General features: G+C 46.5%; 23 protein-coding genes. 10 read left to right on the plus strand and 13 right to left on the minus strand.

Going from position 1 to position 23432, the window contains the following annotated elements; genetic code table 11:
* The 5 genes from QUA07_RS04795 to purS form a co-directional block, all read right to left on the minus strand.
* Window positions 1-564 (minus strand): WD40 repeat domain-containing protein (locus tag QUA07_RS04795; protein ID WP_445305868.1); only part of this gene is annotated, 564 nt, incomplete at its 3' end.
* A complete protein-coding gene (locus QUA07_RS04800) occupies window positions 557-2602 on the minus strand; it encodes an ATP-binding protein (RefSeq protein ID WP_333323015.1) in 2046 nt (681 codons plus the stop codon). The genes QUA07_RS04795 and QUA07_RS04800, both read right to left, overlap by 8 nt.
* A 159-nt stretch (window positions 2603-2761) precedes the next feature.
* Entirely contained in the window at window positions 2762-3544 is a 783-nt protein-coding gene (locus tag QUA07_RS04805; RefSeq protein ID WP_333323017.1) for a DUF4058 family protein, read from the minus strand.
* A gap of 138 nt (window positions 3545-3682) precedes the next feature.
* Window positions 3683-4384: a phosphoribosylformylglycinamidine synthase subunit PurQ gene (purQ, locus tag QUA07_RS04810; protein ID WP_333074590.1), complete on the minus strand. Its 702-nt coding sequence runs from the start codon at window positions 4382-4384 to the stop codon at window positions 3683-3685.
* 284 nt (window positions 4385-4668) lie between these two features.
* Window positions 4669-4953, minus strand: coding sequence for a phosphoribosylformylglycinamidine synthase subunit PurS (gene purS, locus QUA07_RS04815; RefSeq protein WP_333042010.1), 285 nt, complete (start codon window positions 4951-4953; stop codon window positions 4669-4671).
* A gap of 142 nt (window positions 4954-5095) precedes the next feature.
* Between purS and QUA07_RS04820 the strand changes: the two genes are divergently transcribed.
* The gene (locus QUA07_RS04820) at window positions 5096-5488 is read left to right on the plus strand and encodes a Fur family transcriptional regulator (RefSeq protein ID WP_333323018.1); all 393 of its coding nucleotides are present in this window, start codon (window positions 5096-5098) and stop codon (window positions 5486-5488) included.
* Window positions 5489-5790: 302 nt separating this feature from the next.
* On the opposite strand, the gene QUA07_RS04825 is transcribed toward QUA07_RS04820, so the two are convergent.
* The 3 genes from QUA07_RS04825 to QUA07_RS04835 form a co-directional block, all read right to left on the minus strand.
* Window positions 5791-8001 (minus strand): peptidase domain-containing ABC transporter, encoded by a 2211-nt coding sequence (locus tag QUA07_RS04825; RefSeq protein ID WP_333323020.1) that lies wholly within the window; start codon window positions 7999-8001, stop codon window positions 5791-5793.
* Window positions 8002-8136: 135 nt separating this feature from the next.
* Complete coding sequence (locus QUA07_RS04830; protein ID WP_333228553.1) at window positions 8137-8319, minus strand: hypothetical protein; 183 nt, start codon at window positions 8317-8319, stop codon at window positions 8137-8139.
* A gap of 169 nt (window positions 8320-8488) precedes the next feature.
* Window positions 8489-8716: a secretion protein HlyD gene (locus QUA07_RS04835; protein ID WP_333323021.1), complete on the minus strand. Its 228-nt coding sequence runs from the start codon at window positions 8714-8716 to the stop codon at window positions 8489-8491.
* A 21-nt stretch (window positions 8717-8737) separates the two neighbouring features.
* Between QUA07_RS04835 and QUA07_RS04840 the strand changes: the two genes are divergently transcribed.
* The 5 genes from QUA07_RS04840 (at window position 8738) to QUA07_RS04860 (ending at window position 14292) form a co-directional block, all read left to right on the plus strand.
* A complete protein-coding gene (locus QUA07_RS04840; protein ID WP_333323022.1) occupies window positions 8738-8932 on the plus strand; it encodes a hypothetical protein in 195 nt (64 codons plus the stop codon).
* 118 nt (window positions 8933-9050) lie between these two features.
* Window positions 9051-10166: an HlyD family efflux transporter periplasmic adaptor subunit gene (locus QUA07_RS04845; protein WP_333323023.1), complete on the plus strand. Its 1116-nt coding sequence runs from the start codon at window positions 9051-9053 to the stop codon at window positions 10164-10166.
* Window positions 10167-10342: 176 nt separating this feature from the next.
* On the plus strand, window positions 10343-11353 hold the full coding sequence (gene trpS / locus QUA07_RS04850) for a tryptophan--tRNA ligase (protein WP_333323025.1): 1011 nt from the start codon (window positions 10343-10345) through the stop codon (window positions 11351-11353).
* A gap of 162 nt (window positions 11354-11515) precedes the next feature.
* Window positions 11516-12406 (plus strand): methylenetetrahydrofolate reductase, encoded by an 891-nt coding sequence (locus tag QUA07_RS04855; RefSeq protein ID WP_333323026.1) that lies wholly within the window; start codon window positions 11516-11518, stop codon window positions 12404-12406.
* Between the two features lie 266 nt (window positions 12407-12672).
* Window positions 12673-14292, plus strand: coding sequence for a mucoidy inhibitor MuiA family protein (locus QUA07_RS04860; protein WP_333323028.1), 1620 nt, complete (start codon window positions 12673-12675; stop codon window positions 14290-14292).
* Window positions 14293-14382: 90 nt separating this feature from the next.
* Here the strand turns inward: QUA07_RS04860 and QUA07_RS04865 are convergent, their stop codons facing one another.
* From QUA07_RS04865 to QUA07_RS04875, 3 genes are all read right to left on the minus strand, one after another.
* A complete protein-coding gene (locus QUA07_RS04865; protein ID WP_333050086.1) occupies window positions 14383-14874 on the minus strand; it encodes a YajQ family cyclic di-GMP-binding protein in 492 nt (163 codons plus the stop codon).
* Window positions 14875-15014: 140 nt separating this feature from the next.
* The gene (locus QUA07_RS04870) at window positions 15015-15431 is read right to left on the minus strand and encodes an MAPEG family protein (RefSeq protein ID WP_333055489.1); all 417 of its coding nucleotides are present in this window, start codon (window positions 15429-15431) and stop codon (window positions 15015-15017) included.
* Window positions 15432-15446: 15 nt separating this feature from the next.
* On the minus strand, window positions 15447-15950 hold the full coding sequence (locus QUA07_RS04875; RefSeq protein WP_190744281.1) for a DNA recombination-mediator protein A: 504 nt from the start codon (window positions 15948-15950) through the stop codon (window positions 15447-15449).
* A 28-nt stretch (window positions 15951-15978) separates the two neighbouring features.
* Between QUA07_RS04875 and QUA07_RS04880 the strand changes: the two genes are divergently transcribed.
* Window positions 15979-16143, plus strand: a complete 165-nt coding sequence (locus QUA07_RS04880; protein WP_333216464.1) for a hypothetical protein — start codon at window positions 15979-15981, stop codon at window positions 16141-16143.
* An 85-nt stretch (window positions 16144-16228) separates the two neighbouring features.
* On the opposite strand, the gene QUA07_RS04885 is transcribed toward QUA07_RS04880, so the two are convergent.
* Both QUA07_RS04885 and ebsA read right to left on the minus strand, forming a co-directional pair.
* Complete coding sequence (locus tag QUA07_RS04885; RefSeq protein WP_333323030.1) at window positions 16229-17326, minus strand: phosphotransacetylase family protein; 1098 nt, start codon at window positions 17324-17326, stop codon at window positions 16229-16231.
* 1282 nt (window positions 17327-18608) lie between these two features.
* Window positions 18609-18983 carry a type IV pilus biogenesis protein EbsA gene (gene ebsA, locus QUA07_RS04890; protein ID WP_190737140.1) on the minus strand — a complete coding sequence of 125 codons (375 nt, stop codon included), beginning with the start codon at window positions 18981-18983 and terminating at the stop codon, window positions 18609-18611.
* A gap of 246 nt (window positions 18984-19229) precedes the next feature.
* On the opposite strand from ebsA, the gene QUA07_RS04895 reads away from it, so the two are divergent.
* The 3 genes from QUA07_RS04895 (at window position 19230) to QUA07_RS04905 (ending at window position 23294) form a co-directional block, all read left to right on the plus strand.
* On the plus strand, window positions 19230-20747 hold the full coding sequence (locus QUA07_RS04895) for a glycosyltransferase family 2 protein (protein WP_333323032.1): 1518 nt from the start codon (window positions 19230-19232) through the stop codon (window positions 20745-20747).
* Between the two features lie 337 nt (window positions 20748-21084).
* On the plus strand, window positions 21085-22314 hold the full coding sequence (locus tag QUA07_RS04900) for a succinate--CoA ligase subunit beta (RefSeq protein WP_333323034.1): 1230 nt from the start codon (window positions 21085-21087) through the stop codon (window positions 22312-22314).
* 83 nt (window positions 22315-22397) lie between these two features.
* Window positions 22398-23294 carry a CoA-binding protein gene (locus tag QUA07_RS04905; RefSeq protein ID WP_333323035.1) on the plus strand — a complete coding sequence of 299 codons (897 nt, stop codon included), beginning with the start codon at window positions 22398-22400 and terminating at the stop codon, window positions 23292-23294.
* Window positions 23295-23432 lie beyond the last annotated feature (138 nt).

Here is a 23432-nt window from a genome sequence, read left to right on the forward strand (position 1 = left end):
CCTACCTGTCTCGGTGTCCCAGATTTTCAGGGTGGTATCGTCTGAAGCGGAAATCGCAGTTTTGCCGTCTGGTGCGATCGCCACTGCTTTTACCACGTTAGTATGACCAACAAGTGTCCGCAGAGCCCCTTCATTTGCCCGTTCTAAATTAGTCCTTAAAGGCCACAGGCAGGGACTACTTCTCGACTGCTTAGCTTGTTCCACGATCCCCTGAATTTCAGGTATTTCAAAATCCACCAACCGACTCCACAAATGCCCTGCTAGCTGCGTTTTATCCCTCTCCAAAATGTGCGCCGACTTGCGAATAGCCCCTTGAATCAACTTCAGCGTTCCCGCTTGCTCCTCCGACAGCAAAAAATCAGAAACTCTCGCCAAATCGTAATCCTCAATTAATGCTTGAACCCCCACCGCATCCAACTTCGCCTCAATAAAATCAAAATCCGTCAACAACTGATGCAGCCGTTCCCCTTGAACACTCTCTGCCAAATGCCCCGGCAGAGTTTCCAAAGCATAAAGCCGCTTTTTCGGCGACAGTTTCCCCAACCGTTCTTTAAACTTACTCATCGCCGTACAAATCCTCCCACAAATTATCAGAAATCGCCGTTTCGATATCCCGCAGCGACACCCCAGCTTTCTGCACTACATCCTTACGGTGCAGAAATCTTTGGAAACTCGCGTGATAGATACTGTAATCCGGCGGAGTGTCGTTGCTACGGCGCAGAAACTGTTCCCAATCATCCAGAACTTCCTGCAAATCTAAAGCATCTTCCTCAGCAAAATCCGCCAAAATATCGCAGGAAACCGGCTTGCGAGTTTTGGTCAACAAATAAATCACCTTCAACTTCCGGCGGCGCAATTCTCTATCTCTAACCGCCATTTCCATCCGCGCCCAATGCTTCTCATAATATCCTTCCAACTCCCTCGGCAAATCTTGCAAAGTCACATCGCTGTACTTGCCACTATCGATATCATTCAGCACGTAGCGCAGGTACATAAAATTATTCTGGCTTTTTTCCGCCACCGCCGCCACAAACTGTTCGCGCTGCAAATTTTGACGGTTAATCCAACTCTGAATTGACGCGCTGTTGCTGGTGCGTTTGTCAATATAAAGCTTGACATCCGCCAAACTTTCTGCACTGTACTGCATCAAATCAAAAACCTGATGATTTGGCAAAGGCAGAGATTCCGGTCGCTTCGAGACAATAAAATAAACATTATGCGGCAAAGCATCGGGCAAATAGAGGACATTGCTGCCACGCCCATGATCGCTCAGATCGACTTCATCGAGGGCATCCACAACAAAAACTAACTTTTTTCCGCCCAATTTAGGACTGACTTCCCCCAACAATCGACTGAGAAAATTGCCATCTGTAGTCGCATTTTCTGGCAATTTTGGGTAATCCAGTTTAAAGGCTTGAATTAACTGAGTGCAGGCATTTTCCAGAAATTGCTTGGCCTTAACAGTGCCTTGAGATTGCGAGTTAAAATGGACAACACAGCGCCGCTTCATCAGCAGCACTAACTTTGCCATAATTGAACTTTTGCCGACACCCGGCTCGGCTTCTAAAACAAAATATCCTTTAGGCTTTTTCTGCAAAAATTCGATAATTGCTTCAAACAAAAATCGGCGGCCGGTAAAGTCTTGAGTGCGGTCTTGAATAATCGTTTCGCACTCGTAGGGAAGCGGCAATCTGGGCGCGGAAGTATCAACAAATCGTTCCAGCAAATTCTGAACCTGCGCCAAATCGGATCGGATGCCAATTTCTATGGATTCCAATTTCCCCATCACTTGACAAATCTGCTGCCCAGTCGCCACGGCCTCCAACTTTTGCAGAATTTCCCCATTTTGCAGCCCTAAATCTTTGAGTTCCGCCAAAGCAAGTTGGTGCAGGTTCAACAGCATCGCGGCAAACTTTTCTCCTCCCTTCGCCGCATCCAGTTTCAGCACTTCGCGGTACGCTTTCGGGAAAGTTGCGTACAGCTTGTCCGCCACAAATTCCACAATTTCCGCATCGAAGGATTTCCCCTCGCTGACCGCGAATTCATTGAGGAAAGTTGCCCAATCTGCCGTTGTCAATCCGGTAACTCGATCGAACTCTTCGGCATCCGCAGAAAAAATCTTGGTTAGCTGGTCTTCTGAAATATTTAAACCCCTTGACAAGTCGGCTGTATTCGTGTTAATATCCAGCCAGTATTCAGGAGTTTTCTCGGCTAATTGACTGAGTGCTGTTTCTGGATAAGACAAATTTTTGGTTTCGGCGATCGCAATTAGGCGATCGGACTTGGCAACCTCTCTCAAAATATAGCCGATCGCCTCACCCGCCGCCTTAATCAAATCGTGATTATCGAGAATCCTCGGATTTTTGCTCAACCGTTCCGTCATCCGATTTCCGAGGTCATTAGCCGCGATATTCCCCGCTATACCACTAGCAATCGCTGCTAAAATAGAAACTCCCCCAACTGCGATCGGGCCGCCGATCATACCCGCTGCTGCTTGAGTTGCCGGATTGGCGATCGCGCTTGAAATAAGTTGCCCGACAGCCATCACCGCACTGCATCCAATTACCCTAGTTTTAAAATTAGCTAAGTCCATTACCGGCATAAAATAAATATTCCTCTTTTAAATAGTTGGTAGTAATTATATCTTGCCGGCTGCCGTTTAGTCCGTCACTGCGAAATTTTCAAGTGGATTTAGAGATTGTCGAGCGCGACTAACCCTACGATATAAACTAAAATATAATTAATTATCTCGAAGTTCTTTTTATTGCAAAATTTGGGTAGCCCAAACCCGATCTTCTTCCGATAGAGACGGTACGGGTTCTCGATTATAGTCGATCCGATAATCATAGCCAGCGCGATCGTAAATACCTGCAAATATTTCTGGTAAATTAACAATAGGTTCTACATCTTCCTCGCGCAATGGAAGCGGAAATATAGGTAGAGAATCGCGGAGATTAAAAGCATAAAGTTCGGCAAACGGACGGCGATTACTGGGACTGACCAAAATCCGATAATCGCTTTGAATAGAATTATTAAGAATGGGCATAGATTCCCATTTTCGTAGTAAATCAATTTCGACTAAATTGGTTAAGCTACCTAAAATACTCTGGCGTTTTTTGAGATAAGTAATTCTTCCTTCTCCACTACGTTTGTTCACAGGAGAAAGAATTTCAATTGCGGTGACAACTTGTTTGGTTGCCATTTCTCGCACTTCCAGGTAAGTCTGTTTAATTTTTTCAGGAGCAGGCACTTTAACCGTAGTCGGAAGTGTTATACTTACAGTAGCAACTGAACCTGTAGGAATATTCGGGTTATTAGATTGACGCTTAATCGCGACATCGGGGATACCTACTAAAAGGGACTCGTCGTTACTTTCATTTAAATCGGTAATTTCATAGATGCGTTTGTCAATTGCCACCTCATATTTAGGGCGAATTTGAGGCATGATGGTATCAGCGATCGCGATAATCAATCGATTGTGAGTTTCCTGCCAGAAATCGGGGTGTTCTAAGTAGGGGTCCATTCCAGGAAAAGGTGAAGGCATAGGACTGTTTTCCGATGTATTGACTTTCAAATCATTTTAGCATTTTTAATTTTGTAGGGTGCGTCGCTGCGAGATTTTCGAGTTTCCCTACAAGAGTGACGCACCCTACGGTATCTACAACTATGTCGTAAATATCAACTACAAAACAGCAGCAACACTTGCCATCAACAACCCTTGAAACAATTTAACCCCATCAGTTTCGCCCAACATCGGATCGGATGCCCTCTCAGGATGCGGCATCATTCCTAATACATTGCCTTGGCGGTTGCAAATACCGGCAATATTATTTAACGAACCGTTGGGATTGCCAGCATCGCTAATTTTGCCCGCCGGAGTACAGTAGCGAAACAGGACTTGCTTGTGCTCTTCTAGTTCTGCTAAAGTATCGGCATCGGCATAATAGTTTCCTTCACCGTGGGCGATCGGCAAATCGATGATTTCACCCGTAGTATAAGCGGCAGTCCAACGAGTATTACCGCGCTCGACTTTCAAAGAAGCGCGATCGCAAATAAAATTCAATCCCGCATTCCGCACCAGAGCACCGGGCAACAAACCAGCTTCAGTCAACACCTGAAAACCGTTGCAGATGCCTAATACAAGCTTTCCTTGTTTCGCGTGTTCCGCAGTAGCCCGCATCGCCGGAGAAAAACGGGCGATCGCGCCGCACCGCAAATAATCTCCGTAACTGAAACCACCGGGAATTACAATGATGTCAATATCCGAAATATCGGTATCTTCGTGCCAAATCATCCGCGTCGGTTGGTGGAGTAACCCTTGAGTCACCCACACCACATCGCGATCGCAATTTGAACCCGGAAAAACAATAACTCCAAATTTCATAAGCTGAAGGAAGAAGGAAGTTCGGCAACAGATTTTGTAACGGATGTAACGGATGGAAGGAAGAAGCAAGAAGTGTCAACTTAAGACTAAAATCTTATGTTTCTCTCGCTTGTATCTAAGTCTAGATCCCCCTACATCCCCCTTAAGAAGGGGAGTAGGGGTTGACTTTGAATGCTGTTGTCCCCGCTTTTTAACAAAGACTTTGAAAACCCTCTTGTCCCCCCCTTATTAAGGGGGGTTAGGGGGGATCTCCGGGTTTAAAAACACCCTAGGGACGATCGCATTTATGCCGCCGCTGTCTCCACAGCAACAGGAATTTCAGTCAAATCAAAGCGATAATTTTCAATCACTGGATTGGCCAAAAGTTGGTCGCAAACGCGATCGAGTTGTTCGCGGGCCTCCGACTCACCAGCAGCAGTCAGCGTCAATTCAACGTACTTCCCGATTCGCACACGCTCAACATTGTCGTATCCCATGTGTTGCAAACCAGACTGTACGGCAGTGCCGGCGGGATCTAAAACCGAAGGGCGGAGGGTAACATAGATTTGGGCAAGATATTTCTGAGTCACGGGAATGTTGCGGTAGGTGATGTGAAAGTTAGCCCCATTGTATTCTACAACCGAGCTGCGCGCCGATCGCCATTTGGTTCGCCCAAGTAAGATAGCCTAGAAATAGGGACTGATTTGACTCTAGCAGATTACACAAAAAATTATGAGAACCAACCGCACCCGCAGTCAGGAGCGTATTTTACATTTGCTCAAGCACTTGAATCGATCGCTCTCAGCGCAAGATATCTACTTAGAACTGCGTAACAGCGACCACAGCATGGGCCTAGCAACAGTTTACCGCTCCCTCGACGGTTTAAAGCGAGAGGGGTTCGTTCACGTCAGAACCCTTGCTAGTGGCGAATCTCTCTACGGTGCCGCCCACCAAGACCAACATCACTTAACTTGTCTGGAATGTGGCGCGTCAATTATGATCGACGAATGTCCCGTCCACCACTTAGAAAGCCAACTACAACAATCTCATTCTTTCAAAATTTATTATCACACTTTGGAGTTTTTCGGATTGTGCGATCGATGTACTTTGGCTCAAGAATCTTAGAGAAGTTATTAGTCATGAGTGATATCAATTCCGGTGGCACTCATCATAAATGTTGACTGTTGACTGTTGACTGTTGACTGTTGACGGGCGGGTCGAAAAACTGAATGGTTGAGTGTTAACGGTTGACTCGATTTTATGATTCCGATGCAACCGCCAACGATATAGCAATCCTCGGATTATTTGTGAATTTTTTACTTTCTCCCCGCGGGTTCGGGGAGGGTTGGGGTAGGGTGCTTTCATTGAGATGATCCCGGTGTTGTTTGTGTAGCGACAGATTTAAACCTGTTTTTTTATTAACTCGCTCAAGGATGCAAAAACTCTAAATGGTCTCCTGGAATCGATCGCAATTTTGCAGCCGAGCCTTGCAGTTTCAATCGGCCACGTTCTAACATGATAATCCAATCGGCGCGATCGATCACTCGCGGTCTGTGACTGATAAAAATCGTCGTTTTCCCGTGCCTGTACATCAACAAATTTTCTAAGACTTCCGCTTCGCTTGCGGGGTCAAGCCCTGCGGTAGATTCGTCTAAAATCAATACGGGTGGGTTGTTGAGAATGGCGCGGGCGATCGCCAATCTTTGTCTTTGTCCGCCAGAAATATTCGCTCCAAACTCCCCTAAAACAGTTTGATATTTATCCGGCAATTGGCTGATAAATTCATCCGCACCCGCAATTTTGCACACTTTCACAATCTGTTCAAAGCTGATATCTGGACTGCCCAATCGAAAATTTTCTAGAATCGAACGGCTCCAAAAATGCGCTTCTTGGGGAACCAATACTACCTGCTGTCTGAGACTGTCAAGAGACAAATCCTGCAAGTTGTAACCGCCTATTCTAATATTACCAGATTGCAGCGGGTACAAACCAGCAATTACTTTTGCGAGCGTACTTTTTCCGCAGCCGGAATTGCCGATTAAAGCAATTGCTTGACCGCCGGGAAATGTGACAGAAAAATTTTCCAGCAAGTCAAGTCTGCCGGGGTAGTGAAAATTAACACTCTTGCAAACAATACCGTCGCGGTCTTGAATAGTTACAAAAGGTTTATTCGTATCGTCTTTAGTTTCCGGTTCAGCATCGATAACTTCCGACAGCCGTTGAGTAGCTGTCTGCACGCGAGTCATTTCATCAGTAAATCCTACTAGCGAATTCACCCAAGTAGTAAGGTTTTGATTCATACTAATAAACGCTAGCAACTGACCGATACTCAATACCTTGTCAATCACCAAACCGCTACCAAGCCACAGCAGAGTAATGCTGCCAGCAGAGGCAACAAAACCAGAAAATATATTGTTGAGAATGCCAATTTGTGTAGTGCGGAAAGTGAGCTTTGCTAAGCGACCGAAGCGGGTTTGAAATTCTTCCCAAAGTTGCTGACCGCTGCTAGTAGTTTTGACAGTCAGCGCGCCTTTAAAAGTTTCTACTAAAACGCCTTGAGTTTCTGCTTCCAGCACAAATAAACTGCGCGTTTTTTGCTGCAATACGGGCAGAAATACCACTGTAGAGGCAGTCATTAATAGAGCTATAGCTGTAGCTGCTAAAGTCAGTTCCTTGCTGTAAAATAACATGAAAATAAAAGAAACTACAGCGATAAAAAATTGACTAGGCAAGCTGATAGCGACTTGAGAAACTAATTTATTTATTTCTTGGATATCTTGTAATCTACTGACGATTTCGCCACTGCGTCTGGTTTCGTAAAAGCTCAAAGGCAATCGCAGGAATTTGCGCGCAAATTCCATCACCAATCCCAATTCTAAACGCTGGGAAAACTGAGCAATTAAGTTCGACTCTACCAATCCTAAACTGCTGCTAAAAAGGTTCATAACTATAACTGCGATCGCCACACTCGCCAGGAGTTGTCTGTCGCCCCGCACCAGGATGTCGTCAGTGAGCAGTTGAACGAGAAAAGGCGAAGAAATCGACAGCAAACCCAACACCACATTCAGCAAAAATGCTTCCATTAAAATCGGGCGATAAATCCCAATCCGGCGCATCCATTTTTGTAAGGAATTGGCGGGCGGTTGGCCCTCTGCGGCCGCAAAAAACCGCTCAGCATCAGGTTCTACTAGCAAGCACAGCCAATCTGTCCAACCTGCTGCTAATTCTTCTTTGGAAACATAGCGTATACCGACAGCGGGATCGCCGATCACATATTTGTCGCCCTGCTTTCCGTACAAAACAACCCAGTGATAACCGCTCCAGTGAATAATTGCCGGTAAAGGTGCTTCCTCAATTTGGTCTAAAATAGCAGCCGCGGCTCGCACGGATCGAGCATTAAAGCCGATCGCCTCAGCACCTTGTTTCAAGCCCAGCAGAGTCGTCCCTTTTTGGCCGGTGCCCGCACATTCTCGCAAGCGGCTAATAGTAAAATTTTGTCCGTAAAATTTCGCGATCGAAGCCAAACAAGCCGCCCCGCAATCTTCTTCGCTCTGCTGGAGAACAACCTGATATTTCTTAAACCTGTTAATTTGTCCGAATAATGGCATTTTGCCGATCAAAGGGATGTTCTTTAACATTTTGCAAAATGAATAATGGTAGAGCATAAAGAAGATTACTCATCACCAACTACCCAATCAGCAAAAAGCACCCATAAAGTTATGGGTGCTTTCTCGATTCCACAGTTATAGATCTGAATTGACTAGCACTAAACTTTAGTAGTAGGCGTAGCGGACTACTCTTCTGTATGAACCGTCGCAATTCCGGCGGTACACGACCCAACTGCGCCGCTGCCGCTGACAATTGTATCGATTGGCATAATAGTGACCGCCGTTGACGCTAGCTGATTCTTCAGGGGTGAGTTCAGCAAACAGTGAATTGTCCTTTGTTTCTTTCATGATTAGACTCCGTTTAACTTAATAAAATTGAAGGGAAACTAGAAATATTATTTAATTTCTAGATTCTTGTGTAAATACTGAGTAATACTTCTTGTAGTCCTGTACGACATCCGGAATACTACGGATAAATTTTCAAAATTTACTTTATCGCACAACTTGACTCAGCTATCTAAACCACTAGGGTTGGGTAAGGGCGATCGCGGTTTGGATCGTACAGATAAAGCTGGCTCGGCTGCGGCAGGAAAAACAGCATAGTGAGACCCTCGCGGCTGCTGTTATCCGTCTCGCTGTTGCTTTTAGCACCGCTAACACCGCTGGTAATGCTGCCACCGTTGACAGTAGCAGATTCTCCATCGGTTACTTCGATGAAGAGTGAACCTTGTTGATTTTCTGGCATAAATAACTCCTATTAATACCTATGTACTTACTTACTACCTACGCATACAGGAAAAACCCGGTAACAGCGCCAAAAGTCATGGCGGAAACGCCGTATTTTCATGACAGTCGCCCTCTGGCTTCACTCCTCTTGATCTTTGGCGAAGTTTGTGGGTGGGAACGGCAAAGCTGTGCGGATTTTTACCTTTACCCTGTGAATTTTGATTTAGACTTCTAAACCTATGCTTGGTTTCCGGAAAGCTGATCATAAAAGTGACAAAACAAATCAGCGATCTCTCCCTCCCCCTAACTCCAAACTCCAAACTCCAAACTATTCCCCTCTCCCCCTTGCCGCCATGTCTCTCACTCCCGAAACCACACCCGCTGAAACCTTTGATAACGACCAGTTTTTGCCCCCTGTCAGCCGCTGGACGACTTTGGGTGGCATTTTGATGGTGGCGACCTTTGGCGGGGTGATTGCCCTCGCTAGCGTCACCAAATACAGCGCTACAGTCAAAGCAGACGCGATCGTCCGTCCCGCCGGAGAAGTGCGCGTCGTGCAAGCAGCAACCGAAGGAACCGTCGAAAGCATTGCTGTCAGCGAGAATCAGACAGTAAAAGAAGGAGATGCGATCGCAGTTGTAGACGCTTCGCGTTTGGGCGCTCAAAAAAAGCAGTTACAAGAAATAATTAATCAGTCTCAAACAGCAGCACAGCAAATCAACCAGCAACTGCGCGACTTAGAAAACCAAATTTTGGCCAGCGCCCAATTTAAAAGCATCGAAAGTGAAAGTTCCGCCCAACAGGAATTAATCGAATCCGCTTTAGTTAAATTCGCCACATCGCTGCCGGATGTCGCCGAGAGACTGGGCCGAAGTCGGCGGGTTTTGCTCGTCAAGCGATCGTCCCTTCAACAACAATTAATTCAAGCTAAAAAAGAACTAAATCAAATTGAGTTAAAACTAGAAAATAGCGTGATCCGCACGCCCACGGATGGTACAATTCTCAGATTGGAAGTACGCAATACTGGTCAAACCGTACAAGCCGGCAGCGCGATCGCCCAAATCGTCCCCAGCGACGTACCCCTGGTAGTCAAAGCCAAGGTGACATCCCAAGACATCGCCCGCATCCAAATCGGCCAACCCGTACAGATCAGGATTTCGGCTTTGCCTTTCCCCGATTACGGCACATTAAAAGGAACTGTCAGCGAAATCGCCCCAGATGCGATCGCCCCTCAAAATCCCACTAATAATTTAGGTACAGCTTATTACGAAGTGGCAATTAAGCCCGAACAAACTTATTTAACAAAACTCAAATCCGCCAACGGCCAATTCTTCGGAAACTCCCCGGCTAATGTGCCCCGCCAGTATTCGATTCAATCGGGAATGGAAGGCAGAGCCGATATTATTACGGGCGAAGAAACTGTTCTGACATTTATTTTGCGGAAAGCAAGGTTGCTGACAGATTGGTAATTAGTCAGTTGTCAGTTGTCAGTCGTCAGTCGTCAGTTGTTAGTTGTTAGTTGTCAGCAGTCAACAGTCAACAGTCAGCAGTCAACAGTCAACAGTCAACAGCCAGAAAATTAGAGGCTCTGAAATTGAAATAACGTGTCAATATAGAAAGGTGAGTTTAATTCTATTCTTTCCTCATGGGCAAACAGCGCGTTCTTTCAGGAGTTCAGCCAACCGGCAATCTTCACCTCGGCAATTATCTCGGTGCCATTCGCAACTGGGTAGAAGGTCAAAGTCAGTACGAAAATTACTTCTGCGTAGTAGATTTGCACGCAATTACCGCACCGCACAATCCAGCAACTCTAGCCTCCGACACTTACACGATCGCAGCGCTCTATTTAGCTTGCGGCATCGATTTAGAATATTCTACTATTTTCGTGCAATCCCACGTCTCGGCGCACACAGAACTAGCATGGCTGCTCAACTGTATTACGCCGATTAACTGGCTCGAAGATATGATTCAGTTTAAAGAAAAAGCAGTTAAACAAGGTGAAAATGTCAACGCCGGTTTGCTAAATTATCCGGTGTTAATGGCAGCAGACATCTTACTTTACGATGCCGACAAAGTGCCAGTGGGAGAAGACCAAAAACAACATTTGGAACTCACCCGCGATATTGTGATCAGATTAAATCACCAATTCGGCACACCCGAAAAGCCAGTATTGAAACTTCCAGAACCGTTAATTCGGACTGACGGTGCGAGGGTGATGAGTTTGACAGATGGCACGCGCAAAATGTCTAAATCTGACCCTTCCGAACAAAGTCGAATTAATTTATTGGATTCGCCAGATGCGATCGCCAAAAAAATCAAGCGCTGCAAAACCGATGCCGTGCGGGGTTTGACATTTGACGACCCCGATCGCCCTGAAGCGAGAAATTTGCTGACACTTTATCTCCTGCTTTCCGGCAAATCTAAGGAAGAAGTAGCAACGGAGTGTGAAAACATGGGTTGGGGAGATTTTAAACCCTTGCTGACAGAGACGACAATTAATGCCCTCAAACCAATTCAGGATAAATACAAGGAAATAATGGACGATCCGGGATATTTAGAGTCTGTACTACGTCGCGGAAGAGAACAAGCAGAAGCTATTGCTAATCAAACTCTAACTAAGGTTAAGACAGCTTTCGGTTATTCTCTGCCTAATTAGTCTTCCTTCTTCCTTCTTTTTACTCTGAACAAATCATGCAAAGCGTAGCCGAAGGGAAGTAAGTCGAAGGGTTTTGTTCCTTCACCCTCAGAAGGAACCCTCGATAATTAATCCGTGTATCCGTGTCAAAATCAGTGTCGTGCCTTCTTCCTTGGAATAACTATGAACCGTTTTCGCACAGCCTGCACCACCCCCGGAGAATTTATAATTACCGCCGAAGTTGCCCCGCCAAAAGGCGGCGACATAACTCATACAATTCAAATGGCTGAACGCCTCAAAAACAGAGTTCACGCCATTAATGTCACAGACGGGAGTCGCGCAGTGCTGCGAATGTGTCCCCTAGCAGTTTCGGCGATTTTAGTGCAGCACGGAATTGAGCCAATTTGTCAAGTTGCTTGTCGCGATCGCAATCAAATTGGTCTGCAAGCGGATCTCATGGGAGCCCACGCGTTAGGCATTCGCAATGTATTAGCACTTACAGGCGATCCCGTCAAAGCGGGCGACCATCCTAAAGCAAAAAGTGTATTCGACTTTGAATCAGTACGACTGTTACAAGTCATTCAAAAAATGAACGGCGGCTTAGACTGGAATGACAAACCTTTAACAGACGGATTTACTGATTTATTTGTCGGTGCTGCCGTCGATCCGCAATGCTCCAGTTGGTCTGGTTTGCAAAGTCGATTTGAGAAAAAAGTAGAGGCTGGAGCACAGTTTTTTCAGAGTCAATTAATTACAGATTTTGAAGTTTTGGATAAGTTTATGCACCACGTTGCTGCGGGCTGCAACAAGCCAGTTTTAGCAGGAATATTTTTGTTTAAATCAGCTAAAAATGCTGAATTTATTAAAAAATACGTGCCGGGAGTTCACATCCCACAAGAGACGATCGAGCGTTTAGCAAAATCTCCAGAACCCTTGCAGGAAGGCATAAAAATTGCTGCCGAACAAGTCAAGCTAGCGCGGCAGATTTGTCAAGGAGTTCACATGATGGCCGTCAAACGAGAAGATTTAATTCCTCAAATTTTGGATTTGGCAGGAATCAAACCACTGAGCTAAAATTAAACCTAGGGGCGGGTTTTACCAACTATCAATACTTAAAAGTAACGATTTCGTAGACTCGTAAACCCGCCCACTCCCGCGCTACCATTTTGAACATCAAACTGTAGGGGCGGGTTTGACCAACCATCAATGTATAAAACTAATGAGCTCGTAAACCCGCCCTCCCCCGCTGTAGATAATCCAATAACTTCTGAGTTTGATTAATAAACTACTTTGAAAAATGCACGATCGACTAAACGGTTATTAAATAGGAGCAACTAACAATGACTGACTCAGAAATACTTAATTCTGATACCATTAAAACACTAAATACTAGCATATCCAAAGTTACAGTTTACACCGATCGCGCTTTGGTGACGCGGCGCGGTACGGTATCTCTGACGGGAAACGAGCGAGAATTGGCGATCGCCTCTGTACCCGCAACCCTCGAAACAGAGTCAGTCAGGGCCACGGGTGCGGGTACGGTTGCAGTGCGATTGCTGGGAGTGCGAACCGAAAGAGTGTTTAGCAGCGAACCAGTAGGCGATCGCACTTCCGAATTAACCCAACAAATTAAGGAGTTACAAACCCAAAGACGGGGAATTAACGACAAAATAACCGCCCGAAAAATTCAGCTCCAATTTGTGGAAGGTTTGAGCGAAAAAAGCGTCGGTTTCTTTTCCAGCAGCATCGCCAAACAGCAGGTAGGTTTAAACGAAACTGGCGAATTGCTCAATTTTTTAGGAACTAATTACCTAAAATATGTAAGTGCGATCGCCCAACACGAAAAACAGCAGCGCGAAATAGACAAGCAAATAAAAGCTTTGCAGCAGCAGTTGGGGCAAGTACAAACTCCCCATTCGCAGCAAAGTTTTAACATCATTGTTGCCATTGAACCCAGTGGCAGCGGCAATTTTGAACTAGAAGTTTCCTATGTAGTCACGCGAGCCCGTTGGACTCCCCTTTACGACTTGCGAGTAAACACTACCAACAACCAAATTAATCTCAATTACCTAGCCGAAGTCAATCAAAATACAGGCGAAGATTGGATGGGAGTAGCGCTGACTTTATCTACAGCAAAACCCGGAATGGGAACTCTCCCACCAAAACTAGAACCTTGGTATATTGATAAAACCGAGCCAAAGCAATTTTTTGGTAGGGGTTCATCAGAGAATGATTTTTTAGACCTAGAAGAGGTATTATCTGAAGGTTTTGCAGGCCGTTCACGCTCCATAACACGAGCGCCCCTAGCAGCTCAAATAGTCACCGCCCAAGTATCTAGAGAAGGCGGTACAGTCTCATTTCAAGTAGGCGGAAGTACCAAGATTCCCAGCGACGGCACACCGCACAAAGTTACTATTTTCTGCGAAAATTATCCCTTTAAACCTGAATATATTGCAGTTCCGCGCTTAGTCAGTTTTGCCTATTTGCAAGCAGTTGTTGTGAATCCGCTGACAGGTGCAACTCTTCTGCCCGGTAAAGCAAATATCTTTCGCGACAACACTTTTGTCGGCAGTGTGCAGTTAGAAAATGTTTCACCAGGGCAAGAATATAAACTGAATTTAGGAATAGATGAAGGGTTGAAAATAGAGCGGGAATTAGTGGAAAGACAAGTAGATAAAAAACTGATCGGTCAGCAGAGGCGCACGAGTTACGCTTATCGCTTAAATGTGACAAACTTGCATCAGGTGCAAGTACACCTGACACTACAAGAGCAATTGCCAGTCAGCCGTAATGAACAAATTAAAGTGCGATCGACTCTCACTAATCCGAAGATAGTAGCAGGTGAAATGGGACTGCTAGAATGGATAATGTCTCTGCCGCCGCAAGCAAAGCAAGAGTTATATTACCAGTTTGTTGTCGAACATCCTCCCGACTTAACAGTCACGGGTTTAGATATTTAATATTAAGTAGGTAAAAAGTTGTTTCTAATCAGGACTTTAGTCCTTATTCGCTAGAACTATGAGGACTGAAGTCCTGAGAAACTATCAAATCTAGCGGTAATTTGTAAACTGCAAAGCCATCGGATAATCTTCTTGCTTCAACCGTTGAATTACCAACTGCAAATCATCCTTATCCTTAGCCGAAACGCGCACTGCATCACCTTGAATCGAGCCTTGAATCTTTTTAAACTCATCTCGAATTAATTTAGTGATTTTCTTGGCAATTTCCTGGTCAATCCCTTTTTTCAGTTTGATTTCTTGGCGTACTCTAGTACCACTAGCAGCTTCAATTTTCCCATAATCAAAAATTTTCAGAGACAAATTGCGCTTGGCGGCTTTAGTTTGCAAAACAGTGTGAATCGCGTCGAGAGTAAATTCACTGTCGGTATTCACCGTAATTGATTCTGCGCCCAATTCTACAGTGGTTTTGGTATCTTTCAAGTCGTAGCGGCTTTGAATTTCTCGCGTTGTTTGGTCAACAGCATTGACTAATTCTTGCCGATCGAACTCGCTGACAATATCAAAGGAATAACTAGCAGCCATAAATTAGTAATTGGTAATGGGGCATTGGGCATTGGCCAAACAGGGCATTGGGCATTGGGCATTGGCCAAACAGGGCATTGGGCATTAACAACTAACCAATAACCAATAACCAATAACCAATAACCAATGACTACTGAAAATTAGCCGTTAACAGCCATTAAACTGAAATAGAATAAAGAAACAGTGCAAGAAGAACTAATCGCAAACATGAGCGATCGCCCCAGCGGCACATTCAGAATATAGAAAACCGAAAACAACAACCGGGCGATCGTAAAAGCGATCGCAGCCCAACCTGCCGGTTCCGAATCTACCCCCGTCACAAAAGCCATCAAAGCCGCCGCTGAAAACAGCATAAACGTCTCAAACGAATTTTGGTGAGCCCAAGTTGCCCGCTGAGCGTAAGCAGGCAACCTCTCAAACATAGCGCGGGGGGCTGCTTGGTCATAGCCTAGCTGCAAGCGGGCGAACGCAACCACCAAAAACGGTGCGTAAACCAGCGCAGCAGCAGCAGCAATACAATCAAGCAGAATAACCGACACAGGTAATCCCAACAGCATCATCCGCCTCGCAGTTCAATCAAAATAGAACAGAGTAACTACCTTGCGCTGTTCCTCCGCATCCTGGCAAGTTTTCAGCAAAGTGTGGCTTTCGTGAAAAGCAAAACAGATCAGTTGCTGACAGCGAGAAATAATCTCCTGATTGCACATAGCGCTTGCTTCCGGGAGAGACAAGCTATCATTTTTGGGATTTTCTACCAAATGTATCACTTGTTCGAGTTGGTCGCGAGACTCCCGGGGCTGGCGACTCATACTTTGTGGCAAAATCACCGTCAGCAGATTAGGATCTGCTCGCATTGCCCCCCGAATTGCGGCTGAATTGGTGCCTGTAGCGCCAGAAGTGATGAGCTGATTGCCTCCCAGAACTATGGCGTAGCTCAGCATCTCAATTAGCTGCTGGTGGGTAATAGGAACGTGGCGAGAACCCAAAAGAGCAATCCGCTTGGAGCCGGTTTGCTGGATCGCCGCAAGTTCTTGTAAAAAATCATCTACTCTGGGTAGCTCAATTGATTGACTCAAAGAATTTATTAAATTAAATAAAACTACGTTGTGGATTTTAGCAGACTCACTAGCCATTGCCGCCAAAAAGAAGTTAAGAATTGCTGATTTACCAGATCAGACTAGAGGAGCGGCAGATTTGAGGAAGCCAGAAGGCAGAATGTCTCAAGACATTCGGCAGCCGGAGTTCAAGGTAGAATTCAAGAAAAATTGAGAATTTAAGAATTTTAGCTTTTTATTTATTTAAACAAAAAATTCTCTCTGCCGAATACCTTCTTCCCTCAGCTCCGGCTCTCTTATTAATGGACTCGATCGCTCAGGCCCAAGGATGCCATCATGCCATCAAGGTCAAAATGTTCTGCCATTAGCTGAGTAACGCATTCCACCTTGATCGGTTCGTGCAGGCGCACGCTGCCAAAGGTGCTGTCGATAATTTCCACCGTGGTTAAGGTATCCAAATCAACAGACAAAACCGGAATTTCCATTTCTTCTGCCCTGCCAATCACCAGGGGAGAAGGAGGCAAGTGGCCTGTCAAAATTAAGCACTGAGTGGAGCTTTCCAGAGCCGCTAGCTGAATGTCCGTGCGATCGCCCCCCGTCACCACCGCCATATTTCTCGCTTTGCGGAAATACTTCAGAGCAGAACTAACATTCATCGCGCCAATTGTCAAGGTTTCCACCATCAAGTCCAAACGGTCTTTACGGCAGAGCACATCAGCTTTCAATTGGTGCACCAATTCTTTGACGCTGACACTTCGCAGCAAAGCACTTCTCGGCAGCATTCCCAAAACTGGAATACCCGCAGCCTCCAGAAAAGGCCGCACAGTCGCCGTTACGGATTCGAGTTTGTCCGAGGGAACGTCATTGAGTACCACGCCTAGCAACCGCGAACCCAAACGCTGTTTAGCCGACAGCAAATCGTCTACATACAGATCGATCGGGCGGGCTACCAACAACACAGAGGCATCAACTGCCTCAGCGACTTGAACCAAAGACAAGTCAAACAGACTACCTTCCTCCAAATTAGCTGGGCCTTCTAACAGCACCAAGTCTCCGCTGGGAGCTTGCAAATATTTTGCTAAAGACTGGCGGTAGTCTGTCTTGTCTTCTCCCCGCAAACGCTTGTGAACCGTCTCTTCATCCAAATACAGCAGTGTTGACGGCATCTGACTTTCTGAGAGCTTCAGCGTCTCTACCGCGAACCGCACGTCTTCCTCCTCGATCCCAGCTCCCTCAGAGCTGAAACAGGTTCCCAGAGGTTTGCCGTAGGCGACGGCCAGCCCCTTGTCCCGGAGTCCGAGTGCCATCCCCAAGGCGATGGCAGACTTGCCACTGTAAGCTTTTGTGGAACCGATCAGCAAATATTTAGTCAATTTGGGTACGCCTTCAATCCTCAATTTGCACCTGTCTATTTCAATAAATTTAGTTTTTCAACAGTATTTCTGAACTGCGACTCAATTTAGCAATACTATATTATACTCGATTTTGTCGCTTTTGCGCCGATCAATTTTTTGATTTAAACTTTTATTCACCTGTTGGCAACCCTTTTCTTCGCCTTTTTTTTTACATTGTTTGTGAAATTTGGGGTTTTATTATATTTTTTATACACCGCTTTTGACAATTATTTATATACCGTGATTGCTTTAATAACCGTTTTTTGGGCTGACAATGTTTCTAAAGGATTATTGCTTAGTTTAGACCTGGCAATCGAGCAGTTAACAAGAAAAATAACACAGTATAAATATTGATAAAAAATTTTATTCCGGCAAAAGGCTTGTCAGGAGAATTAACGGCATATTTCTATTGATAAAGAACAGGTATTCCGTAGGGAGAAAGCACGGTCTGTGTCCTAATCAGTTTTGCATACCATTAAAAATGGATATGTATTATTAGTTATGAATTATTAGGGCGATCGCCCGCGTTCAAACTGATCGGTGGCACTGCGAGCAATAAGCTGCTTAGGATCGGGCTTCTAGCTTCTAAACACATAAATTGTCTGGCGGTTTGGGCTGGCATTTCGGCAGCCCAAAGGCTGATTGCGATGCTAGCCCGATCGCAGTTCAATGGCTGTAGATTGATTTTCCTTGGGCGGATCTACAGCGCTTTCCTCTCAGCTACCGAGTCGCAAAATTTGAACGAAATCGGACGGCGCGATTCGCCTCACGGCGATAGCTTCGCTCGCGCGTACTCGCACAGTACCAATATCCGAAATAGGTTTTTGCGCTTGTCCCACAACAAATACAGCAGTTTTCAATTGGATGAAATACAGGTAGGGACTCAGGCTTTGCCTAAGTCCCTACGAGAAATCCGTATCACGCTCAACAGAAAACTGCTGTAGATTTACTTTAGGAATAGGGATAAGTGCTGACACCCAAAGGGATTATTGAGAATGATCCAAAAACTCACTCTTTCCGCTTCTCAAATAGGGCTGGCGCACCAATCATGTAATGTTGCCGTCGTGGCTTTACACTATTGGTGCGCCAGTTATAGCGCCCCTCAATCGATTTTAGATTTTAGATTTTAGATTTTAGATTGAAGAAAGCAACCGCACTGATAAATCCGGGGGCTTGCGCTCCGGATTCGGAGCTTTTTTCTCACTCCCCCAATCAATCCGGGGGCCCCGGATTAAATTGCTTGATTGTCAATTGCGGACTTTTGGGAGTGCGGCTGCGGTGAAAGTTATTCATCCATTCGCATCAGCTTGCGGTAAAACGTTTTAGAAAAATCGACAGTACGAGTTCGCTGAAAAGTCAGAAGTACCTCAATTAAGCAACTAACAAACTCAGAGCTTTGCATAGTCACTTCGTAGCTGAGTTCAGCATTGCCGTCAAACAACACCCGACAGCGGGTTAAATCGATCGGCAGCGACGAGATATTCCAGCTAGCGACAAACGGCACGCTCTCCCCGCCGTCAATTTTTCTTGCCCCCTCCAAGGTTTTGAGCTTGTAGAGGCCAATAGCGTGCGGTAAAAACTTGCGCCTGGGCTCTTGACAGAAAGGCGCGTAGACTTTCACTTCTTTGTCATCGGCTGGCTTCAGTTGAGGAATAGACATATTTCCACCTCAGACAATTATTACTAACAGATAGTTTAGATCCCCTGAAAAAACTAGCAGATATTCCAGGTCGATCGCAAGCAAAAGTCAACCCAAATACTCTATGCAGTACCCGTTTACCAATACCGTACAAACACCTAACCCGCTGGTTGTCCTCCCGTCCGCTTTCGACAAAAGCCCAGAAACTGATACAGTAGATGCTTATATCTAAAATCAAAAACTATTGGTGGTTGAATCAAGTAACCTATGCAGGAGAGTTCTTGGCCAGAAAACGACGCTCGCAGCGAGCTTAACTTGGACATCTCTGATTTAGCTCAAGAAGAGCTCAAGAGTTTGACCTCGAACTCGAAGCTCAGCAAAGTATTTGCTATACCAGACATTGGCGACAGGGTGTTTGACGCGGAAACAAAAGCAGAGCTCCCGGTTGCGGTGTCTGTGCCGGGAACTCCCTCTTTTCCTCAAAATCTGTACCGGGGACGGCGCGGAAAAGCCGCCGCAGTGCTGACTGCGATTTGGGCCGGCACGATCGCCCTGCACTTGATTTCTTGGGGTGCGTGGGTAGTATGGGGGTTGACGGGACTGCTGTGGATGCAAGCATTTCGAGTGTTGTTTGCTTCGCCCAAGCCCGCACTGCCACCTCTTGCCGATGAAAGTCGAGAGGATTGGCCTTACGTGTCGCTGCTGGTGGCAGCGAAAAATGAGGAAGCGGTGATTGCCCGATTCGTAGAATCCATCTGCAATGTAGATTATCCGATCGACCGCTACGAAGTTTGGGCGATCGACGATCACAGCAGCGACGCCACGCCGCTAGTATTGGAACAGCTAACCAAAAAGTACCCCCAGCTCAAAGTATTTCGCAGAGGAGCAAATGCCAGCGGCGGCAAGTCGGGAGCACTGAATCAAGTGTTACCACTGACTCGCGGGGAATTTGTGGGAATATTTGACGCCGACGCGACGGTAACGCCAGACTTGCTGCGCCGGGTGCTGCCAGTGTTCAATGGAGAAAAGGTAGGGGCTGTGCAAGTCAGAAAAGCCATCGCCAATGCTTCGGTAAATTTTTGGACTCGTGGCCAAGAAGCAGAAATGGCTCTCGACAGTTTTTTCCAACAGCAGCGGATTGCGATCGGCGGCATTGGAGAATTGCGCGGTAACGGCCAATTCATGCGCCGCACCGCCTTGGAAAGCTGCGGAGGCTGGAACGAGGAGACGATTACCGACGACCTGGATTTGACTGTGAGGCTGCACCTAGACCGATGGGACATTGAATTTCTCGCTTTCCCAGCCGTGTCAGAAGAAGGAGTCACTAACGCTCGCGCTCTGTGGCACCAGCGCAATCGCTGGGCAGAAGGTGGCTATCAGCGTTATCTTGACTACTGGCGGCTAATTTTGCGGAACCGCATGGGAACTGGGAAAACTTGGGATTTATTTGGATTTTGGGTATCTCAATATTTCTTACCCACAGTAGCCCTGCCCGACTTTGTGATGTCAATTGCGCTGCGCCGGATGCCGATCGCCAGTCCCATAACTTTTATGACCCTTACATTGTCGGTGGTGGGAATGTTTGTCGGTTTGCGTCGCACTCGCAAAGAGACCAAATTTGACGTAAGGCGAGTTTTTGTCACCTGGCTGCAAACGCTGCGGGGTACTGTGTATATGTTCCACTGGCTGCTGGTAGGGACTGTAACGGCTCGGATTGCGGTACGGCCCAAGCGGCTCAAATGGGTCAAAACCGTCCATCAAGGCGCTGTTAATAGCATCAAGTAAACAATTCGCAGAAATATCTCGGCACAGTATCGCCGAACGCCCGAAGATTTTCTGAGACAAAAAAACACCAACGCTCGCCAAATATCTCCCCGCCAGAGCCTAAGAGTAAAATGTGGAAATTCCGAGAAAAAAACACTTTGAAACAGCTTAGGTAATAGGTAATCGGCGAGCGGTAATAGCGAATAAGTAATCGGCAATACAAAAGTCTAAAATTAAAAGATAAAAGCGAGAATTTTTAACTTTTAACTTGACAAAAAACCAATTACTATCTATTAATTATGAATTGCCAATTAGGACGAATTGCTTGTTGCCAACTACCCGTCACCCGTAATTGATAATGGATTTGTTAGAGTACCAAGCTAAATCTTTATTTCGACAGATGGCAATTCCGATTTTGCCGTCGCAGCGGATTGACAATCCCGCCGACCTCAAAGGACTGAAAATTCCTTACCCCGTTGTACTCAAATCGCAAGTGCGGGCTGGGGGACGGGGCAGGGCGGGCGGTATCAAGTTTGTAGAAAATACGATCGATGCAGTAGCTGCCGCCCAAACAATTTTTAATTTGCCGATCGAGGATGAATATCCCCAAGTCCTGCTGGCAGAAGCAAAGTACAACGCCGACCAAGAATTGTACTTAGCGGTACTCCTAGACCCCGTAGCCCGTCGCCCGGTGCTTCTGGGATCGAGACAAGGAGGTATGGATGTCGAAGGGTCGATCGAGCAAATGCAGCAAGTTGCCGTAGATCAAGAATTTTCCCCATTCTACGCGAGGCGTCTCACGCTGAAAATGGGATTGCAGGGAGACTTGATTCAATCGGTGAGCACCATTGTCGAAAAAATGTACCGGCTGTTTGTCGAAAAAGATTTAGACCTAGTAGAAATCAATCCTCTCGGCATCAGTCCAAGGGGAGAGGTAATGGCTTTAGACGGTAAAGTCACCGCCAACGACGATGCCTTGGGACGACATCCAGATTTGGCAGCACTCTCGGAGAAGAAGCTCTTGGGCGGGTTGGCACGGGAAAGAAGAAGTCCCCATGCTGCGGGCGATCGCTCCCATTCCCAGTCCAAAGTTCAGCAGTCGCCGGAGTTTGACCCCAAATCTAAATCCCCAATCTCGAATTCCGAATCCCTGCAATTAATCGAACTAGACGGGAATATCGCGATTTTGTGCAACGGAGTGGGCCTGACAATGGCAACTTTAGATGCTGTAACCCACCAAGGAGGAAAACCCGCTAATTTTGTGAATATTGGTTCCCTAGACCGCTACTATGCAGCAAATGCCCTGCGCGATCGCGTGGAGTTGGGTCTGGAGTTAGTCGCTCAGGATAAAAGCGTTAAGGTGATACTTGTAAATATTTTGGGCAGCGCCTCCAAGACCGAGGAAATAATTGCTGCAGTAGCCGTCTATTTGGAACGGAAAGCTCGCGCTAACCGCCACATCCAAATTGTGCTGCGGCTGGTAGAGATCGATGCTGATGCTGTTAAAAAGCGTTTGGGACAGTTGCCGGTGCAGTTAGCTAGCACTTTGGATGAGGCCGCGGCCGCTTCTGTATCCTCCGCCAAGTAGCGGCAGTCGATCGGCAAAAAACGAGATTTCTGTACAGATGAAGGCCTTCTGCTTTTAACAGATCGAGTGTCAAGTGGGAAAAAATGAATTTAACTCCTGAAAGCAAAGTCCTAGTACAGGGCATTACAGAATCTCCCGCGTCCACCCGCGCCGCCCTGATGATGAAAGCATACGGCACGAATGTAGTCGCCGGTGTTAGTCCCGGTCGGGGGGGGCAGGAAGTGGAGGGAATTCCGATTTTTGATTTGGTAGAACAAGCAGTGGCGGCAGTGGGTCACGTTGACACTGCGGTAATTTTGGTAGACGCTTACTCGGTGCTGGATGCTGCTTTAGAAGCGATCGCCGGAGGAATTCGGCAAATCGCGATCGTTACTGGGGGAGTGCCTCCTCTGGATATGGTGCACTTAGTCAGAAAAGCAGAAGCCACCGAAACTTTGGTAATCGGGCCCAACAGTCCGGGGATTATTGTGCCCGACAAACTGCTGCTGGGAACTCACCCCAAGGAATTCTACACTCCCGGCCCGGTGGGAGTGATCAGCCGCAGCAGCACTTTGACTTACGAAGTTGCCCTAGAACTGACGGAGGCTGGGTTGGGACAGTCGATGGCGGTTTGTATTGGCTGCGACGCGATTGTCGGTTCTTCTTTTATGCAGTGGCTGCAAATTTTGGACGAAGACGACAGTACCGAAGCGATGGTTTTGGTAGGAGAAGTTGGCGGGTGGAGTGAACAAGCTGCTGCTTCTTACATCGCTTCGGCGATCGACAAACCCGTGGTTGCTTATCTGGCCGGCCGCTACGCTCCCAAGGGGCCGTCTTTGGGCCACGCCGGCATCCTGATCAGTTCTCGGGCGGCTGCCCAGAAAGCCTTTGGAGTTTCGGCCCCGAACAAAATGGCTGCCTTTGAAGAGGCGGACATACCTGTAGCGGCTCGACCTTCAGAGATTCCTAAGTTGCTCAAAAAATTGCTAAAGAAAAATTGATTGCTTTGGGAGTTTCCACAAAAGTCCTAACTCTCTTGGGGGTTGGGATAGGGGTAGGGGGCTTACAAGTGTAGGTTTTTTACAATGAAGAGGAACAACAGATATAGAGACTGGACGGGTCAGCCCATCATCTAGCTT

The organism is Microcoleus sp. T3_A4, from assembly GCF_036700465.1.
In the GTDB taxonomy this organism is placed as follows: Bacteria; Cyanobacteriota; Cyanobacteriia; order Cyanobacteriales; family Microcoleaceae; genus Microcoleus.